The organism is Streptomyces subrutilus (assembly GCF_008704535.1).
Classification (GTDB): Bacteria; Actinomycetota; Actinomycetes; order Streptomycetales; family Streptomycetaceae; genus Streptomyces; species Streptomyces subrutilus.
Genome location: NZ_CP023701.1, coordinates 6,565,452 through 6,580,662 on the forward strand (window position 1 = coordinate 6,565,452; position 15,211 = coordinate 6,580,662).

The 15,211-nt window shown below is 72.1% G+C and carries 17 protein-coding genes; 11 read left to right on the top strand and 6 right to left on the bottom strand.

Annotation, left to right across the window (positions count from 1 at the left end):
- Positions 1 to 19: 19 nt before the first annotated feature.
- The 3 genes from CP968_RS29185 to CP968_RS29195 are packed head-to-tail and all read left to right on the top strand — an operon-like array spanning position 20 to position 2,512.
- A complete protein-coding gene (locus CP968_RS29185; protein ID WP_150520837.1) occupies positions 20 to 787 on the top strand; it encodes an SDR family NAD(P)-dependent oxidoreductase in 768 nt (255 codons plus the stop codon).
- On the top strand, positions 766 to 1,866 hold the full coding sequence (locus CP968_RS29190) for a threonine aldolase family protein (RefSeq protein WP_150520838.1): 1,101 nt from the start codon (positions 766 to 768) through the stop codon (positions 1,864 to 1,866). The genes CP968_RS29185 and CP968_RS29190 overlap by 22 nt, the downstream gene beginning before the upstream one ends.
- Positions 1,867 to 1,909: 43 nt before the next feature.
- Positions 1,910 to 2,512, top strand: a complete 603-nt coding sequence (locus CP968_RS29195; protein WP_150520839.1) for a transglutaminase-like domain-containing protein — start codon at positions 1,910 to 1,912, stop codon at positions 2,510 to 2,512.
- Here CP968_RS29195 and CP968_RS29200 read toward each other — a convergent pair.
- Complete coding sequence (locus CP968_RS29200; protein WP_150520840.1) at positions 2,448 to 3,692, bottom strand: MFS transporter; 1,245 nt, start codon at positions 3,690 to 3,692, stop codon at positions 2,448 to 2,450. The two genes, CP968_RS29195 and CP968_RS29200, sit on opposite strands and share 65 nt — an antisense overlap.
- A gap of 83 nt (positions 3,693 to 3,775) precedes the next feature.
- Between CP968_RS29200 and CP968_RS29205 the strand changes: the two genes are divergently transcribed.
- On the top strand, positions 3,776 to 4,366 hold the full coding sequence (locus CP968_RS29205; RefSeq protein ID WP_150520841.1) for a CGNR zinc finger domain-containing protein: 591 nt from the start codon (positions 3,776 to 3,778) through the stop codon (positions 4,364 to 4,366).
- A gap of 84 nt (positions 4,367 to 4,450) precedes the next feature.
- On the opposite strand, the gene CP968_RS29210 is transcribed toward CP968_RS29205, so the two are convergent.
- A complete protein-coding gene (locus CP968_RS29210; protein WP_150520842.1) occupies positions 4,451 to 5,173 on the bottom strand; it encodes a lysophospholipid acyltransferase family protein in 723 nt (240 codons plus the stop codon).
- 237 nt (positions 5,174 to 5,410) lie between these two features.
- Here CP968_RS29210 and CP968_RS29215 point away from each other — a divergent pair, with 237 nt between their 5' ends.
- The 5 genes from CP968_RS29215 to CP968_RS29235 all read left to right on the top strand — a co-directional run bounded on the left by CP968_RS29215 (position 5,411) and on the right by CP968_RS29235 (position 10,014).
- Positions 5,411 to 5,743: a TlpA family protein disulfide reductase gene (locus CP968_RS29215; RefSeq protein ID WP_229886846.1), complete on the top strand. Its 333-nt coding sequence runs from the start codon at positions 5,411 to 5,413 to the stop codon at positions 5,741 to 5,743.
- A 238-nt stretch (positions 5,744 to 5,981) separates the two neighbouring features.
- The gene (locus CP968_RS29220) at positions 5,982 to 6,503 is read left to right on the top strand and encodes a flavin reductase family protein (RefSeq protein ID WP_150520844.1); all 522 of its coding nucleotides are present in this window, start codon (positions 5,982 to 5,984) and stop codon (positions 6,501 to 6,503) included.
- Between the two features lie 202 nt (positions 6,504 to 6,705).
- Positions 6,706 to 7,491, top strand: a complete 786-nt coding sequence (locus tag CP968_RS29225; RefSeq protein WP_150520845.1) for an electron transfer flavoprotein subunit beta/FixA family protein — start codon at positions 6,706 to 6,708, stop codon at positions 7,489 to 7,491.
- A gap of 87 nt (positions 7,492 to 7,578) precedes the next feature.
- Positions 7,579 to 8,541: an electron transfer flavoprotein subunit alpha/FixB family protein gene (locus tag CP968_RS29230; RefSeq protein WP_150520846.1), complete on the top strand. Its 963-nt coding sequence runs from the start codon at positions 7,579 to 7,581 to the stop codon at positions 8,539 to 8,541.
- A 174-nt stretch (positions 8,542 to 8,715) separates the two neighbouring features.
- Positions 8,716 to 10,014, top strand: coding sequence for a DUF6986 family protein (locus tag CP968_RS29235; RefSeq protein WP_150520847.1), 1,299 nt, complete (start codon positions 8,716 to 8,718; stop codon positions 10,012 to 10,014).
- Positions 10,015 to 10,116: 102 nt separating this feature from the next.
- Here CP968_RS29235 and CP968_RS29240 read toward each other — a convergent pair whose 3' ends face one another.
- Positions 10,117 to 11,103, bottom strand: a complete 987-nt coding sequence (locus tag CP968_RS29240; protein WP_150522194.1) for a LacI family DNA-binding transcriptional regulator — start codon at positions 11,101 to 11,103, stop codon at positions 10,117 to 10,119.
- A 954-nt stretch (positions 11,104 to 12,057) separates the two neighbouring features.
- Between CP968_RS29240 and CP968_RS29250 the strand changes: the two genes are divergently transcribed.
- Both CP968_RS29250 and CP968_RS29255 read left to right on the top strand, forming a co-directional pair.
- Positions 12,058 to 12,636, top strand: a complete 579-nt coding sequence (locus tag CP968_RS29250; protein ID WP_150520848.1) for a hypothetical protein — start codon at positions 12,058 to 12,060, stop codon at positions 12,634 to 12,636.
- Positions 12,633 to 13,220, top strand: coding sequence for a site-specific integrase (locus CP968_RS29255; RefSeq protein ID WP_150520849.1), 588 nt, complete (start codon positions 12,633 to 12,635; stop codon positions 13,218 to 13,220). The genes CP968_RS29250 and CP968_RS29255 overlap by 4 nt, the downstream gene beginning before the upstream one ends.
- Before the next feature lie 10 nt (positions 13,221 to 13,230).
- On the opposite strand, the gene CP968_RS29260 is transcribed toward CP968_RS29255, so the two are convergent.
- The 3 genes from CP968_RS29260 to CP968_RS29270 all read right to left on the bottom strand — a co-directional run bounded on the left by CP968_RS29260 (position 13,231) and on the right by CP968_RS29270 (position 14,939).
- Positions 13,231 to 13,632 (bottom strand): hypothetical protein, encoded by a 402-nt coding sequence (locus CP968_RS29260; RefSeq protein WP_189829303.1) that lies wholly within the window; start codon positions 13,630 to 13,632, stop codon positions 13,231 to 13,233.
- A 210-nt stretch (positions 13,633 to 13,842) separates the two neighbouring features.
- Positions 13,843 to 14,421 (bottom strand): PASTA domain-containing protein, encoded by a 579-nt coding sequence (locus CP968_RS29265; RefSeq protein WP_150520850.1) that lies wholly within the window; start codon positions 14,419 to 14,421, stop codon positions 13,843 to 13,845.
- The gene (locus tag CP968_RS29270; RefSeq protein ID WP_150522195.1) at positions 14,418 to 14,939 is read right to left on the bottom strand and encodes a SigE family RNA polymerase sigma factor; all 522 of its coding nucleotides are present in this window, start codon (positions 14,937 to 14,939) and stop codon (positions 14,418 to 14,420) included. The genes CP968_RS29265 and CP968_RS29270 overlap by 4 nt, the downstream gene beginning before the upstream one ends.
- Between the last annotated feature and the right edge of the window lie 272 nt (positions 14,940 to 15,211).

Below are 15,211 nucleotides of genomic sequence, written 5' to 3' on the forward strand. Positions count from 1 at the left end.
TCCACAGGAGGCTGCACAGATGAACGGCTCCGCGAACGCCAACGGCAACGGACTCCTGAACGGCGCGGTCGTGGCCGTGGCCGGGGCCGGCGGGCCCGCGGGCCGCGCCGCCCTGCTCCGGCTGGCCGAGGCGGGCGCCGTGGTCGTGGCGTCCGACGCGGACGCGGGACGGCTCGCCGAGGCCGTGGACGCGGCCCGCTACGCCCACGGCGGCGCCACCATCACCGGTGACACCGTCGACCTGCTCGACCTGGCCGCCACCCGGGCCTGGGCCGAGCAGATCGAGAAGGACTTCGGCCGGATCGACGGCGTCGTCCACCTCGTCGGCGGCTGGCGCGGCAGTGCCTCCTTCACCGAGACCGACCTCGCGGACTGGGCCTTCCTGGAGAAGCTCCTGATCCGCACCGTCCAGCACACCTCGCTCGCCTTCCACGACGGACTGCTGCGCAGCGACCGCGGGCGCTACGTCCTGATCAGCCAGTCCGGCGCGCACAAGCCGGTCGCCAACAACGCCGCCTACAACGCGGGCAAGGCGGCGGCCGAGGCCTGGACCCTGGCCATGGCCGATTCCTTCCGCAAGGCGGGGGGCGAGGACGGGCCCGGCGCCGCTGCTGCCATCCTGGTCATCAAGGCACTGGTGCACGACGCGATGCGCGCCGAGCGTCCCAATGCGAAGTTCGCGGGCTTCACCGACGTCAAGGAGCTGGCCGAGGCCATCGCCGGCGTCTGGGACCGGCCCGCCATCGATGTGAACGGACAGCGTCTGTGGCTCACCCCGCAACCGTGAGGACCGCGAACAAGGGAACCGACGCCCGCCGCCACCACGACCCGGCGGTCCGCGGTTTCGCGAGCGACAACTACGCGGGGGTGCATCCGGAGATCCTGGAGGCCGTCGCGCTCGCCAACGGCGGCCACCAGGTCGCCTACGGCGAGGACGAGTACACCGAACACCTGCAGAAGGTCTTCCGCAGCCACTTCGGCCCCTACGCGCAGGCATACCCGGTCTTCAACGGCACCGGCGCCAACGTCACGGCCCTCCAGGCCCTGACGGACCGCTGGGGCGCCGTGGTGTGCGCGGAGAGCGCCCACATCAACGTGGACGAGGGCGGCGCACCGGAGCGGATGGCGGGCCTCAAGCTGCTCACCGTGCCCACCCCGGACGGCAAGCTCACCCCTGAGCTCATCGACCGGCAGGCCTGGGGGTGGGAGGACGAGCACCGGGCGATGCCGCAGGTCGTCTCGATCACCCAGAACACCGAGCTGGGCACGGTCTACACCGCCGACGAGATCCGCGCGATCTGCGAGCACGCGCACGGCATGGGCATGAAGGTCCACCTCGACGGGGCCCGGATATCCAACGCGGCGGCCTCGCTCGACGTGCCGATGCGCACGTTCACCAACACGGTCGGCGTGGACGTGCTGTCGTACGGCGGGACCAAGAACGGCATGATGTTCGGCGAGGCCGTCGTGGTGCTGGACCCCGACGCGGTCCGGCACATGAAGCACATCCGCAAGATGTCGATGCAGCTCGCGTCCAAGATGCGGTTCGTGTCGGTGCAGCTGGAGGCGCTGCTCGCCAAGGACCTGTGGCTGCGCAACGCCCGCCACGCCAACGCGATGGCCCAGCGGCTGGCCGCCGGAGTGCGCGAGACGGACGGCGTGGAGATCCTCTACCCGGTCCAGGCGAACGCGGTGTTCGCCCGGCTGCCGCACGAGGTCTCGCGCCGGCTGCAGAAGCGCTACCGCTTCTACTTCTGGGACGAGACCGCCGGAGACGTGCGGTGGATGTGCGGCTTCGACACCCAGGAGGAGGACGTGGACGGCTTCCTCCAGGCCCTCAAGGAAGAGCTGGCACGACAGCACTGATTCGATAGCCATGTGGTTGAGTGCATAGGTATGCTCCTGGGTCGTGGAACTGATCCAGGAGCAACCCGACCTCGCGGCCTATCTGGCCGCCGACGAGGCCGTCGACCACGGGCACCCCCTCGTGCGCGACACCGCCGCCACCCTGTGGACGGCCGCCGGCGGCGACCCCCGCGCCTTCGCCGAAGCCGCCTACGCGTTCGTCCGCGACACCGTCCCCCACTCGGCGGACTCCGGCGACGAGCGCGTCGCCTGGCGCGCATCCGACGTCCTCGCCACGCGCAACGGCATCTGCCATGCCAAGTCCCACGCCCTGGCCGCCCTCCTGCGCGCCCGCGGCATCCCCGCGGCCCTGTGCTACCAGCGCCTCACCGACGACTCCGGCGCGGACCCCCTCGTGCACGGCCTGATCGCCCTGCGGCTGCCCGGCGCCGACCGCTGGTACCGCCAGGACCCGCGCGGCAACAAGCCCGGCGTGGACGCCCGGTTCAGCACCGGTGAGGAGCGGCTGGCGTTCCCGGTCCGTCCCGAGCTCGGCGAGTGCGACTACCCCGTGCTGTACGCCGCCCCGCATCCGGCCCCGCTCAGGGCGCTCCGGGAGTCCGCCGACCGGCCCGAGCTGTGGCGGAAGCTGCCGACGGCCCTGTAGCCGGCGCCACCTCCACCGCCGCGGGCGCCCGTCCCGCCGCCAGGACGTGCACCAGCGCCGCCACCAGCTGGAGCCCGGCGATCCCGGTGACCAGCGTCCACGCGGGCGCCTCGGCCGCCAGCCCCACCAGGGCCGCGCCGGCCGACGCACCCGTCAGCTTGAGCCCCGCCCCCAGGGTGAACACCTGGGTGCGCACCGCGTCCGGCGCGTACTGCGAGCGGATCCGCAGCGTGGTCGTCAGCACCGGCCCGTCACACACCCCGGCCACCGCGAAGGCCACGGCCGTCACCGCGACGGAGGACCCGAGGGCGGCCACCCCCAGCGCCACGCCGGTGGCCACCAGGGCCCACCGGACCAGTACTCCCGGCCCCACGGCCGTGATCCGCCCCAGGGTCAGCGAGCCGGCCAGCGCGCCCAGCGCGAAGGCCGTCATCAGCACGCCGCCGGCCCCCGGGCTGCCGAGCTCGGTGGCCAGCAGGACCGACGTGGTGGTGAGCGACCCGATGCCGAGGAAGGCCACGGTCGTGGCCGAGGTGATCGCCCGCAGCTCGCGGACCCGCCACAGCGCCGCCAGCCCCGCGCCCATCCCAGCCCGGGGCGCCGGGTGGAGCGGGCCCGCGCCCGGGACCTCGTACGGAAGCGTCGCGGCCAGACCCGCCGCCAGTGCCCCCGAGGCCGCCAGCACCGCCATCGCCGGTGCGGCCGAGCCGACCGCGGCCACCAGGCCGACCACCGCCGGAGCGGTGACCGCGGCCGCGTTGTAGGTGGACGCGTCCCAGCTGTAGGCGCGGTCGCGGGCCCGCCCCGTCGCGACCAGCCCCGAAACCAGGCTGGACAGCCCGCCGGTGACCATCGGGCCGCAGGTGCCGCCCAGCAGCGCCACCACGATCACCACGGGCATCGGGACCCGTCCCAGCAGCAGGGCCAGGGCCGCCACGGCCGCCGTGAACCCGGCCAGCGCGCCCACGTAGAACAGGCGCGGCCGGCGCGCCCGGCCCGCCAGTACGCCCGCCAGCGGAGCGGCCAGCACGTGCGGACCCAGCCAGGCCGTCAGCACGAAGGCTCCGTACGCCGCGCTCCCGGTCCGTTCCAAGGCCAGCAGCACGACGGCCATGGCCATGCCCTCCGAAGCGAACCGCGCCGCCAGCGCCGCCGCCAGGTACCGCCCGAACCCACCCATTCCGGACCCTCCCCGCAGTGTGTAACGTGATACCCGCGCAAGACGTTACGCCCTTCGGATGCGTGAGGAAAGGATTCCCGGCCATGACCGACTTCCGAGGGGGCTTCTCCGCGGCCCGGCGGCTGATCGACCTCGCCGAGGCGGTCCGCGCCGACCCCGGCCTGCCGCGCGCCGACCTCGCCCGGCTCCTGGCCGGACACGGCGAGCGCCCGGCCGACCTGACCGACGCCGCCTTCTCCGAGGCGGACGCCGCCGAACTGCGCGCCGCCGCCCGGCGGATCGCCGCGGTCCTCGCCGAGACCGACGAGGACCGGGCCGCCGGAGAGCTGAACGCCCTGTTCGAGGAGTACGGCACGCGGCCCCGGCTCACCCGGCACGACGGCCACCCCTGGCACCTGCACGTGGACCGCGGTGAGGAGGCGGGCTGGGGCGACTGGTTCCTCGCCTCGGGCGCCCTCGCCCTGGCCCGGCTCCTCGGCGAGTACGGGCGGATCACCTGGGGCTCGTGCGCCGCCGAGGGGTGCGGGCGGTTCTTCCTCGGACCGGGCCCGGGCAGCGTCCGCCGGTTCTGTTCCACCACCTGCGCCACCCGGGCCCGGGTGGCGGCCCACCGCCGCCGCAAGCGCGAGGCGGCGGCGGCGGAGCCCGGCGCCGAGGGGCGAGCGCTGCCGTAGGGCGCCGCAAAGCCCTGCGGCCCCGCCCGGTCGGGGCGGGGCCGCAGGGCCGCGGTCGGTCGTACGGGGCCGTACGGGCGGGGCTCAGCCCGCCTCGCGCACCTCGGCCGCGGTCGGCGCGGTGCCGCCGAGGTGGGCCGGCAGCCACCAGGAGTCCGAGGCGTCCTTCGGCTGCGACGGGTAGGCGCGCTGCGCGGCCTCCAGCAACTCCTGCACCCGGTCGCGCAGGCGGCGCGTGATGGCGCCGGCGAACTGGTCGGCCGGGGCGTCCATCGGCTCGCCCACCCGCATCGTCACCGGGATGTGGCTGCGCTTGAGGTTCTTCGGACGGCCCTTGGTCCACAGCCGCTGCGTACCCCACAGGGCCACCGGGATCAGCGGGACGCCGGCCTCCTGCGCCATGCGCGCCGCCCCCGACTTGAAGCTCTTCAGGGTGAACGACTGGGAGATCGTGGCCTCGGGGAAGACGCCGATGATCTCACCGGACCGCAGCGAGTCGAGCGCGTGCTGGTACGCGTTCTCGCCCTGCTTGCGGTCCACCGGGATGTGCTTCATCGCGCGCATCAGCGGCCCGGACACCTTGTGCCGGAAGACGGACTCCTTCGCCATGAAGCGCACCAGGCGCTTCTGCGGCCGCGCCGTCAGGCCGGCGAAGATGAAGTCGAGGTATCCGATGTGGTTCGACACCAGGACGGCCCCGCCCGTGCGCGGGATGTTCTCGGTGCCCTTCATGTCGATGCGGATGTCGAGCGCGCGGAACAGTCCGTGCGCGGCACCGATCACCGGAGGGTAGACGAGCTCAGCCATGGTGCGGAGACCCCGCTTTCTGCCTGGGGAGGTACTCCCGGCCGGAAGTTACGGCTGCGTAGGTACGCGGCCATGGGGATCGTGCCCCATACGCGGGCTGCTGGCCAGCCCAGACGCCCGTGGCAGGGGAGATTCTCGTCACGCCGGGAATGCGCCGGTCCCGCGGCGCGCTGGACCGCGTACGAGCGTACGGGGTTGACGTACGCGTGCGCACGCGTACGCGAGAGGGGAGCACGGGTGTCCGGGCACGAGGAGGGGCGGGCCCTGCTGGGCGCCGCCGAACTGGGCGCCGCACCGGGGGCGCGGGCCACGCTGGTGCAGTTCTCCAGCGCGTTCTGCCAGCCCTGCCGCGCCACCCGGCGGATCCTGGCCGAGGTCGCGGGGATGGTCGAGGGGGTCGCGCACGTCGAGATCGACGCCGAGGAGCGCCTCGACCTGGTCCGGGTCCTGGGCATCGAGAAGACCCCCACCGTGCTGGTCCTCGACTCCGCGGGGCGGATCGTGCGGCGCGCGGCCGGGATGCCGCGCAAGGCGGATGTGATCGCGGCGCTCGGCGCGGCGGTCACGTGACGTCCGCGCCGGTGCGCACGCCCGCACGCAGCGTGACGCGCCCGACATCTGACCGTTCGCGCTTGACTGTGTACACGGGAAATCGGGAGGCTGACGTCATGCGGTATGAACTCCTGCTCTACGGCCGGGTCCATGTGGACCTCGTCCGCCACGCGAGCGCGCGCTGTTGGGATCACTGAGAGCCCCGGCCCCCTGATCCCCGACGTGCCCGCGTCCGCGCGGCAGAAGGCAGAATCCGATGACTGCACCGACGGTCCCCTCCCCCCGCCGCGGCGCCGGCCGCCCCGGCTCGCCCGATCTCCTGCGCTCCGTCTTCCGGCAGCACGCCGCCGGCGTCGCGGTGATCACCGCCCAGGACGGCGGGCGCCCGGTGGGATTCACCGCGACCTCCCTCAACTCCGTCTCCGCCGATCCGCCGCTGCTGTCCTTCACCATCGGCACCGGAGCCTCCAGTTGGCCCGCGGTGCGCGACAGCGAGTACCTCGGCGTCCACATACTCGGCGAGCACCAGAGCGCGCTGGCCGGGCTGTTCGCCCGTAGCGGAGCGGACCGCTTCGGCCCGGACACCGGGTGGGTCGAGGGGCCGCACGGGGTACCGGTCCTGGACGGGGTGCTGGCGTGGCTGGTGTGCCGGGTGGTGGGCCGGGTGCCCGCCGGTGCGCACCGCGTGATCATCGCGGAGGCCCTCGTGGGCGACCCGACCGGCGAGGGCCGCCCGCTCCTCTACCACCAGGGGCGCTTCAACGCGTTGCGCGACTGAATCGTCCCTGTTGGGGCCGGGCCGGCGGCGTTGGCCAGATCACAGTTCACCCACCTTGCGACTTGCGGGCACCCACGGTGTACTGACGAGTAACATTCCCCTTGGGAGTGCGGGCCGCCCCGACCGGGATACGCCCCACGAGGCGCCTATGCTGCCTGCACAAGGCGGTATCAGAAAAAGACGATGCGGTAGGAGAGCCGGCGTGAGCCTGAGGATCGTTGTCTGTGTGAAGTACGTGCCCGACGCCACCGGCGACCGGCACTTCGCCGATGACCTGACCGTCGACCGCGACGACGTCGACGGCCTGCTGTCGGAGCTCGACGAGTACGCCGTCGAGCAGGCGCTGCAGATCGCCGACGAGGCCGACGATGCCGAGATCACCGTCCTGACGGTGGGCCCCGAGGACGCCAAGGACGCGCTGCGCAAGGCGCTGTCCATGGGCGCCGACAAGGCCATCCACGTCGAGGACGACGACCTGCACGGCTCCGACGTCATGGGCACCTCGCTGGTGCTCGCCAAGGCCATCGAGAAGGCCGGCTACGACCTGGTCATCGCCGGCATGGCCTCGACCGACGGCGTCATGGGCGTCCTCCCGGCGATCCTGGCCGAGCGCCTGGGCGTCCCGCAGGTCACCCTGCTCTCCGAGGTCAAGGTCGAGAACGGCACCGTGACCGGCCGCCGCGACGGCGACAGCGCGAGCGAGACGCTGGAGGCCACCCTCCCCGCGCTCGTCTCCGTGACGGACCAGTCGGGCGAGGCCCGCTACCCGTCCTTCAAGGGCATCATGGCCGCGAAGAAGAAGCCGGTCGAGTCCTGGGACCTGGAGGAGCTGGAGATCGAGGCCGACGAGGTCGGCCTGGAGGGCTCCTGGACCGCGGTCGACTCCGCGGCGCAGCGCCCGGCCCGTACCGCCGGCACGATCGTCAAGGACGAGGGCGAGGGCGGCAAGCAGCTGGCCGGCTTCCTTGCGGAGCAGAAGTTCATCTAAGGCCCTGCCCGGCCGACCGGAGTCCCTCCGGGGCCCCGGCCGACCCTCTTAGCCCCCAGACCCCCGCAATAGCAGGAGAGCAGTCCCATGGCTGAAGTTCTCGTCTACGTCGACCACGTGGACGGCGCCGTCCGCAAGCCCACCCTCGAACTGCTGACGCTGGCCCGTCGCATCGGCGAGCCCGTCGCCGTCGCCCTGGGCGCCGGCGCCGACGCCACCGCCGCGGTGCTCGCCGAGCACGGCGCGGTCAAGGTCCTCACCGCCGACGCCCCCGAGTTCGCCGAGTACCTCGTCGTACCCAAGGTGGACGCGCTGCAGGCCGCGTACGAGGCCGTCTCCCCGGCCGCCGTGCTCGTCCCGTCCTCCGCCGAGGGCAAGGAGATCGCCGCCCGCCTGGCCGTGCGCATCGGGTCCGGCATCATCACCGACGCCGTCGACCTGGAGGCGGACGACAAGGGTCCCGTCGCCACCCAGGCCGCCTTCGCCGCGTCCTTCACCACCAAGTCCCGCGTCTCCAAGGGCACCCCGGTCATCACCGTGAAGCCGAACTCGGCCCCGGTCGAGGCCGCCCCGGCCGCCGGCACCGTCGAGGCGCTCGCCGTCACCTTCGGCGCCCTCGCCACCGGCACCAGGATCACCGGCCGCACCCCGCGCGAGTCCACGGGCCGCCCGGAGCTGACCGAGGCCGCGATCGTGGTCTCCGGCGGCCGCGGCGTCAACGGCGCCGAGAACTTCCACATCATCGAGGAGCTCGCGGACTCCCTCGGCGCGGCCGTCGGCGCCTCGCGCGCCGCCGTGGACGCCGGCTGGTACCCGCACTGCAACCAGGTCGGCCAGACCGGCAAGTCGGTCTCCCCGCAGCTGTACATCGCCTCCGGCATCTCGGGCGCGATCCAGCACCGCGCCGGCATGCAGACCTCGAAGACCATCGTGGCCGTCAACAAGGACGCCGAGGCCCCGATCTTCGACCTGGTCGACTACGGCGTGGTCGGCGACCTCTTCGCGGTCGTCCCGCAGCTGACCGAGGAGATCAAGGTCCGCAAGGGCTGACCTGCGCATCTCTTGAGCGCTTCGCAGGGCCGGGGCCGTGTGGTGATTGTCACCGCGCGGCCCCGAGTCGTTTGTCCAGGACGGCGGAGGGACCATTGACGGGGCGGAACCGCGTGGATAAATTCTGCTATGCGGATCTAAGCTTCCGTGAAGCGGAAAAGAGGAGAGTGCACGATGGGTCAGCAGGAGAAGGTGGCGACGAGCCTCGCAGGCGCGGTCAGCGAGGGCATCAGCGCCTCCCTCGCGCCGGTGGACGCGGAACTCGCGCGGCACTACCCGGGCGACCCCGGCACCCGCCAGCCCATCCACACCGTCTACGTGCCCGGTGACGTCTTCGCCGCCGACACCATCCGCTCGTGGGGCGACCAGGCCCTCGCCGCCCTCGACGAGCACGCCCCGGACGCCGCCACCTTCGCCAAGGTCCTCGGCATCTCCGACGAACTGGCCGTACCCGTCTACGACCGCGTCCGCGCCAAGCTGCTGCGCGAGCCGATCGAGGACCTGCGCGTCGACTTCGAGGACGGCTTCGGCGTCCGCTCCGACGAGGAGGAGGACCAGGCCGCGGCCCGCGCCGCCCGTCTCGTCTCCGAGGCGTTCTCCAACGGCACCAACGCCCCGTACATGGGCATCCGCATGAAGTGCATGGAGTCCAACGTCCGCGACCGCGGCATCCGGACCACCGACGTCTTCCTCTCCGGCCTGCTCGCCAACGGCGGCCTGCCCGACGGCCTCGTCCTGACCCTCCCGAAGGTCACCTACGCCGAGCAGGTCACCGCCTTCGTCAAGCTGCTGGAGGCCTTCGAGGACGCCCGCGGGCTGCGCCGGGGCCGGATCGGCTTCGAGATCCAGATCGAGACGAGCCAGTCCATCGTCGCCTCCGACGGCACCGCGACCGTCGCCCGGATGATCGAGGCCGCCCAGGGCCGTGCCACCGGCCTGCACTACGGCACCTTCGACTACAGCGCCTGCGTCGGCGTCTCCGCCGCCTACCAGTCCAGCGACCACCCCGCCGCCGACCACGCCAAGGCGATCATGCAGGTCGCCGCCGCCGGTACGGGCGTACGCGTCTCCGACGGCTCGACGAACGTCCTGCCGATCGGCACCACCGAGCACGTCCACGAGGCCTGGAAGCTGCACTACGGCCTCACCCGCCGCGCCCTGGCCCGCGCCTACTACCAGGGCTGGGACATGCACCCGGCGCACCTGCCGACCCGCTACGCGGCCGTGTTCACCTTCTACCGCGAGGGCCTGGAGACCGCGGCCGCGCGCCTGAAGGCCTACGTCGCCAAGATCGAGGGCGACGTGATGGACGAGCCCGCCACCGCGAAGGCCCTGGCCGGGTACCTGGTCCGCGGCCTGGACTGCGGCGCCGTCGGCGCCGAGGAGGTCACCGCGCTGACCGGCCTGACCCGCGCGGAGCTGGACGCCTTCGCGATCCCGCGCCGCTCGGCGACCCTGACCGCCGCCAACTGACGGCTGCTCCCGTCCTCGGCCGCCCGGCGTCCGCCGGACGGTGGCGCGGGGCCCGGCCGCTCCTCGCGGCCGGGCCCTTCGCCGTATCCGGCCCGGCGACCGTCAGGGTGCCGGGGGGACCTCGCCCGAGCCGCGGGGGATCAGGCGGGTGGGCAGCTCGATGCGGGACGGGGGCAGGTGGGCTCCCGCGAGGCGCTGGAAGAGGCGGTCCGTGGCCACCCGGCCGAGGGCCGCGGCGTCCTGGGCCACCACCGTGACGCCCGGACGCAGCAGGTCGGCGAGCTCGAAGTCGTCGAAGCCGACCAGGGCGACCGGCCGCTCCGCGGCGGCCAGGACCCGTACGAGCGTGACGGTCACCCGGTTGTTCCCGGCGAAGAAGGCGGTCACCGGCTGCGGGAGGGCCAGCATGGTCCGCGCGGTGGCCGTCACCTGGTCCGGGGCGGTCGAGCCGAGCGACACCCAGGATCCGGCCACGGGCAGCCCGGCGGCCTCCATGGCGGCGCGGTAGCCGCGCAGTCGCTCGGTGGCGGTGTGGATGTGCGCGTGGTCGCCGAGGAAGCCGATCCGGCGGTGGCCCGCCGCGACGAGGTGGGCCACGCCGTCGCGCGCACCGCCGAAGCTGTCCGACAGCACCACGTCCGCGTCGATCCGGCCGGCCGGCCGGTCCACGAAGACCGTGGCCACGCCGGCCCGCATCTCCGGCTCCAGGTAGCGGTGGTCGTCCCCGGCCGGGATCACGATCAGCCCGTCCACCCGGCGGGCGCACAGCGCGAGCGCCAACTCCCGCTCACGGTCCGGGTCTTCGGCGCTGGAGCCGTTGATGAGCAGGGCCCCGTGCGCGCGGGCCACCTCCTCCACCGCCCGGTTGAGCGGCCCGTAGAACGGGTCGGCGAGGTCCTCCAGGACCAGGCCCACGGTGGCCGTGCGGCCCTTGCGCAGCACGCGGGCGCTGTCGTTGCGGCGGAAACCGAGCGCCTCGATGGCCTCCTGGACCCGCTTCTCGGTGTCGGGGGTGACGCCCGGTTCCCCGTTGACCACGCGGGACACGGTTTTCAGGCCCACACCCGCCCGGGCCGCCACGTCCTTCATGGTCGGCCGGTTGCCGTATCGGGCTTCGGTCGAGCGGCGGCTGTGGGGCACGTTGGGGAAACCTCCGGAGGTATCGGGCAGGGCTCTGACCTTGAGGATAAGCACTCGGCCGAGAGTGAGGTCTCCGTGGCAGGGTGGTGCGGGCAAGCCACTGGGGGCTCCGGACGAGCCATGGGGAGAGGGGTGGGTCTGCCGCACACGCAGTGCCGGTAGGCAGGCGTCGTCGTTCATCCCCTGGTGCAAGGGTTTGAGACGACTCAGAAGCTCACTCCGAAAGATCGGTGAGCCATCTTGCTCCAAGACCCCATTGGTCTTCCCGGCGGCGCAGGGCAGGGGGCGTTGACGGGAGGGCGGGGACGTCTGCCCCGGCGAGAGCAGTGACGATGTGATCGACAGTTCAGGACCCGTCCCGGCGTGAGGGCAAAGGTCGACTCCGGCTATCAGGGCCTGGCCAAGCAGTTCCCCGACCAGGTCACCGCGCCAACCAAGTAGCCGAAGGAGGACGCCTGCGTCGGCGACAAGCACGCCTGGCACGAAGCGAGGCGACGACAGTCCTCGGCCCGTATCGGCGTCGAGCACACCAACGCCGAACTGCGGCAATGGGCCCCGATGAGACGCTTCACCGGACCCCGTGAAACCTTCCCCGAGACCCAGCAGGCCAGCACGCCCCGAACTCCATCGCGGGTGAGGTCGTTAGCGTTAACCGCTGTACCGATGTTCCTACCGACGCCAATTGCATCGGATGCGAATAGGCGACACCCGTCCTGGAAGCTGGCCGGAGACTACATAGAAGCGGTCCGAGCAGGGCCGTTGGCCTCGGAGCCACGGTACCGCTCCTGTTGGCGGACATCTGTGGACCTCGCTCCATCGAGCGATTGAACTGCGAAGACACCCCCGAGTCGCATCTGATGCGAAATTCTCGCGTCAGATGCGATAGACGGAGAGTGATGGCAGATGGGTGGGGACGGTCTCGTTCCAGGGTCTGCTCGCCTGCACCTGATCGACGGTCTGCCGTTGCTGCGGCCGGACGAGCAGGTCTTCGAGGCGATGATCAAAGGCTGGCGCAACCAGCAGCTCGCCCGGAACCTCTCGCTGGGCTACGTCGATGACCAGGAACGCACGGTCAGGGCCTTTACCCGGCACGCCGACGCGATGCCGTGGCAGTGGACGCCGCAGCACGTCGACGAGTGGTCGGCCGACCTGCGGGCCGTGCACGGCTGCGTCCGCTCCACCCTGCGCAACTACCAGGGCTCCGTGCGCCAGTTCTGCGACTTCCTGACCAACCCAGCCTACGGCTGGAGCGACGAGTGCCTGCGGCACTTCGGTACCCATCCGGTCCAGGTGGCCTACGACTGGAACGCTGCAACGCACGCCGACGAAGCCGAGGGCGAGCCGGAACGACGGGCTTTCACCCGGCCCGAACTGGAAGCGTTCTTCGACCACGCCGACGAGGAAGTGCTGCGTGTTCGCGGCAAGGGCCGCAAGGGCTGGCCACCCGCCGTCCGTCGCAGTCATTCCTGCGGTGGTGCATGAAGACCGACAGGATGCCCCGCCTCGCACTGCCGCAGGCGGTCATCACCCAGGACTCGGAACCGCTGCACCAGCACCGCCGGCTCGCGATCCTCCGCCGGGTACTCAACGACGACTCCTTGCCCCTGCGGGCCCGGGTCGCCGCCGCGCTCGTTCTCCTCTACGCGCAACCCGTCAGCCGTATCGTCCGCCTCACCATCGACGACGTCACCGACGACGAGACCACGGTCACCGTCCGGCTGGGAGACCCGCCGTCCCCGCTGCCGGAGCCCGTCGCCGACCTGATGCAGGCCTACATCCAGTCCCGGCAACACCTGCCCTACGCCAGCAGCAGGAGCGCACAGTGGCTCTTCCCCGGCCGCCAGCCCGGACAGCCCATGAATCCAGTGAGCCTCCAGGTCCACCTCCGAAAGATCGGCGTCCCGCCGCAGCGAGGCAGGGCTTCCGCGATCCGCCAGCTCGTCCTCCAAGCCCCGGCACCCGTCATCGCAAAGGCGCTGGGTTACCACGACAAGACCGCCACCCGCCTGGTCACCGAAGCCGGAGGGACCTGGAGCCGATACGCCCCTGGCGACCACCGGCGATGAAGCGCGGTACTTACGCTGGGTCCGCTGAGCCGCGTTTGTCCTCAACGTGGACGACGTGAAGCTCGGTGCCGTCCCGGTGGCGCTTGGAACGTCCGAACAGCCCGACAGCGATCTGCGACTGATCCTGAGGCTCATCGGGGCCGACATAGGTAAGGACGTCGTTGTGATGCCCGGTGACGACCCATCCCTCGACGTCCTTGAGGTCGATCACCCCAAAGTCTCCTGCCGAAGATCCGGCATGCGCCGGGCCGAACTTCTTCAGGAGGTCGGTTGCCTGTTCAGCAAGCTCCCCTTCCGGAGCGGTCAGCACGACACAAGTGCCATGCTCGAACAGCACCCACGACTTGCGAGGGTCGGCGAGAAGCCGCTGCCAGACGTCTATCAGTATCTCGGTGTTCACGCCGGTCATCATGCCGCAGGGCACCGACACAGGGTGATGATCGGCCGACGGCTACGGCGAATACGCGACTCTTGAACATGCGGGCCTACCAGTCTCAACCCCCGAGTCCGGCCGGACCTGGTTTTGGACGGCTGTCCCGCGTAGTTGGCCCTGTCCTCCCGAAGTGCCCGGCACCGGCCCCTGGGTCACTCGGGCGGTGCGCGGGCCGAAGGGCCCGGTCGCTCAGGTTCCGCCGGGTTTGCCCGTCGAGACCAGCAGGAGGACGGACGAGCCCGGTGCTACCGGTTTTGCGCCGCCCCGGGGCTGACTGCTGATCACCTGCCCGGCGGGAGCGTTCCAGTCCGTGTGCCGCATGATCGTGCAGCTCAGTCCGAGTCCGCGCAGCAGGCTTTCGGCCTGTTCGACCGGCATGCCGGCCAGGTCCGGCAGCGCGATGCCCGCTCCCGCGGTCTGCTCCTGCTCCTGTGTCGGAGTCGCATCGGCGCTTCCGCTCTTGGGGGTGCCGGTGGCGAGCGGGGTGCACGCCCCGTTCGCCGGTGCGGACAGGGACGGGGAGGCGCCGGGCGCGGGCGGCACGGGCTTCAGCGTGAAGAACCCCATCGTGGTGCACGCCAGCACGCAGCACGCCGCAGCGGTGCCGAGGAGCGCCCGGCGGGTGCGGCTGCGGCTGACGGCTCGCTCGATCGCGGCCGCGTCGATGACCGGCGCCGTCGGCCCGTCGACGAAGGAGGCCACCGCGGCACGCAGCTCGGCTTCGAGGCCCGGCTCGAACGGGGCCGGTCCGGACGATGTGTTCCTCACTTGGTACCTCCGAAAGCGGCCGACGGCGTGTGCGGCGCCTGGGCGCCCGATGCGGAATCGCGCAGCTTGGCCAGGCCGCGGGCGAGCTGGGACCTCACCGCACTCGATGAGATGTCCAGGACGTCGGCGATCTGCCGGACGTCCAGATCGTGCAGGTAGTACAGGACCACCACGCTGCGCATGCCCATCGGCAGCCCGAGCAGTGCCTCGATCAGTTCCGTGCGCAGATCCACCTGCCCGAACCGGTCCCGGGGGTCGGCCGTCTCGGGCACCCCCGACAGCCCGGGGCGCTCGCCCCGGCGCGACAGCCGCCGCCAGCGGTCGTTGGCCAGGTTGACCAGCACTTTGCGCACGTACGCCTCCGGCGAGTCCGCCACCGCGACCTTCCGCCACTGTCGGCACGCCCGCTCCAGCGCCTCCTGCACCAGATCCTCGGCCACGTGCACGTCACCGGTCAGCGCATACGCGGCGCGGAACAACGCTCCCGACCGCTGTGCGACGAACTCCGTGAATCCGATGCCCGGACCGCTCCTGCGAAACCTCACCCGCCGACCTCCTCTCCTCGTCCCGTCCCGATCACTGCCCCCATGACGGCGGAACGGGGCCGAGTGCTGCACCGATCCGCCGGAAGTGACGTGAATCACAGCCGGGACGGAAGGGTGTCCCAGGACCTCGCGCCGCTGCCGCCCGGGGTGCGGGCGGGGCCCGGCGAAGCGGAGGGCCGCCGGGCGGGCGGCCCGCAGTCGGCCGAGAAGAACGGGGGCGCCTCTTGCCAGCCGACTACTCAGCG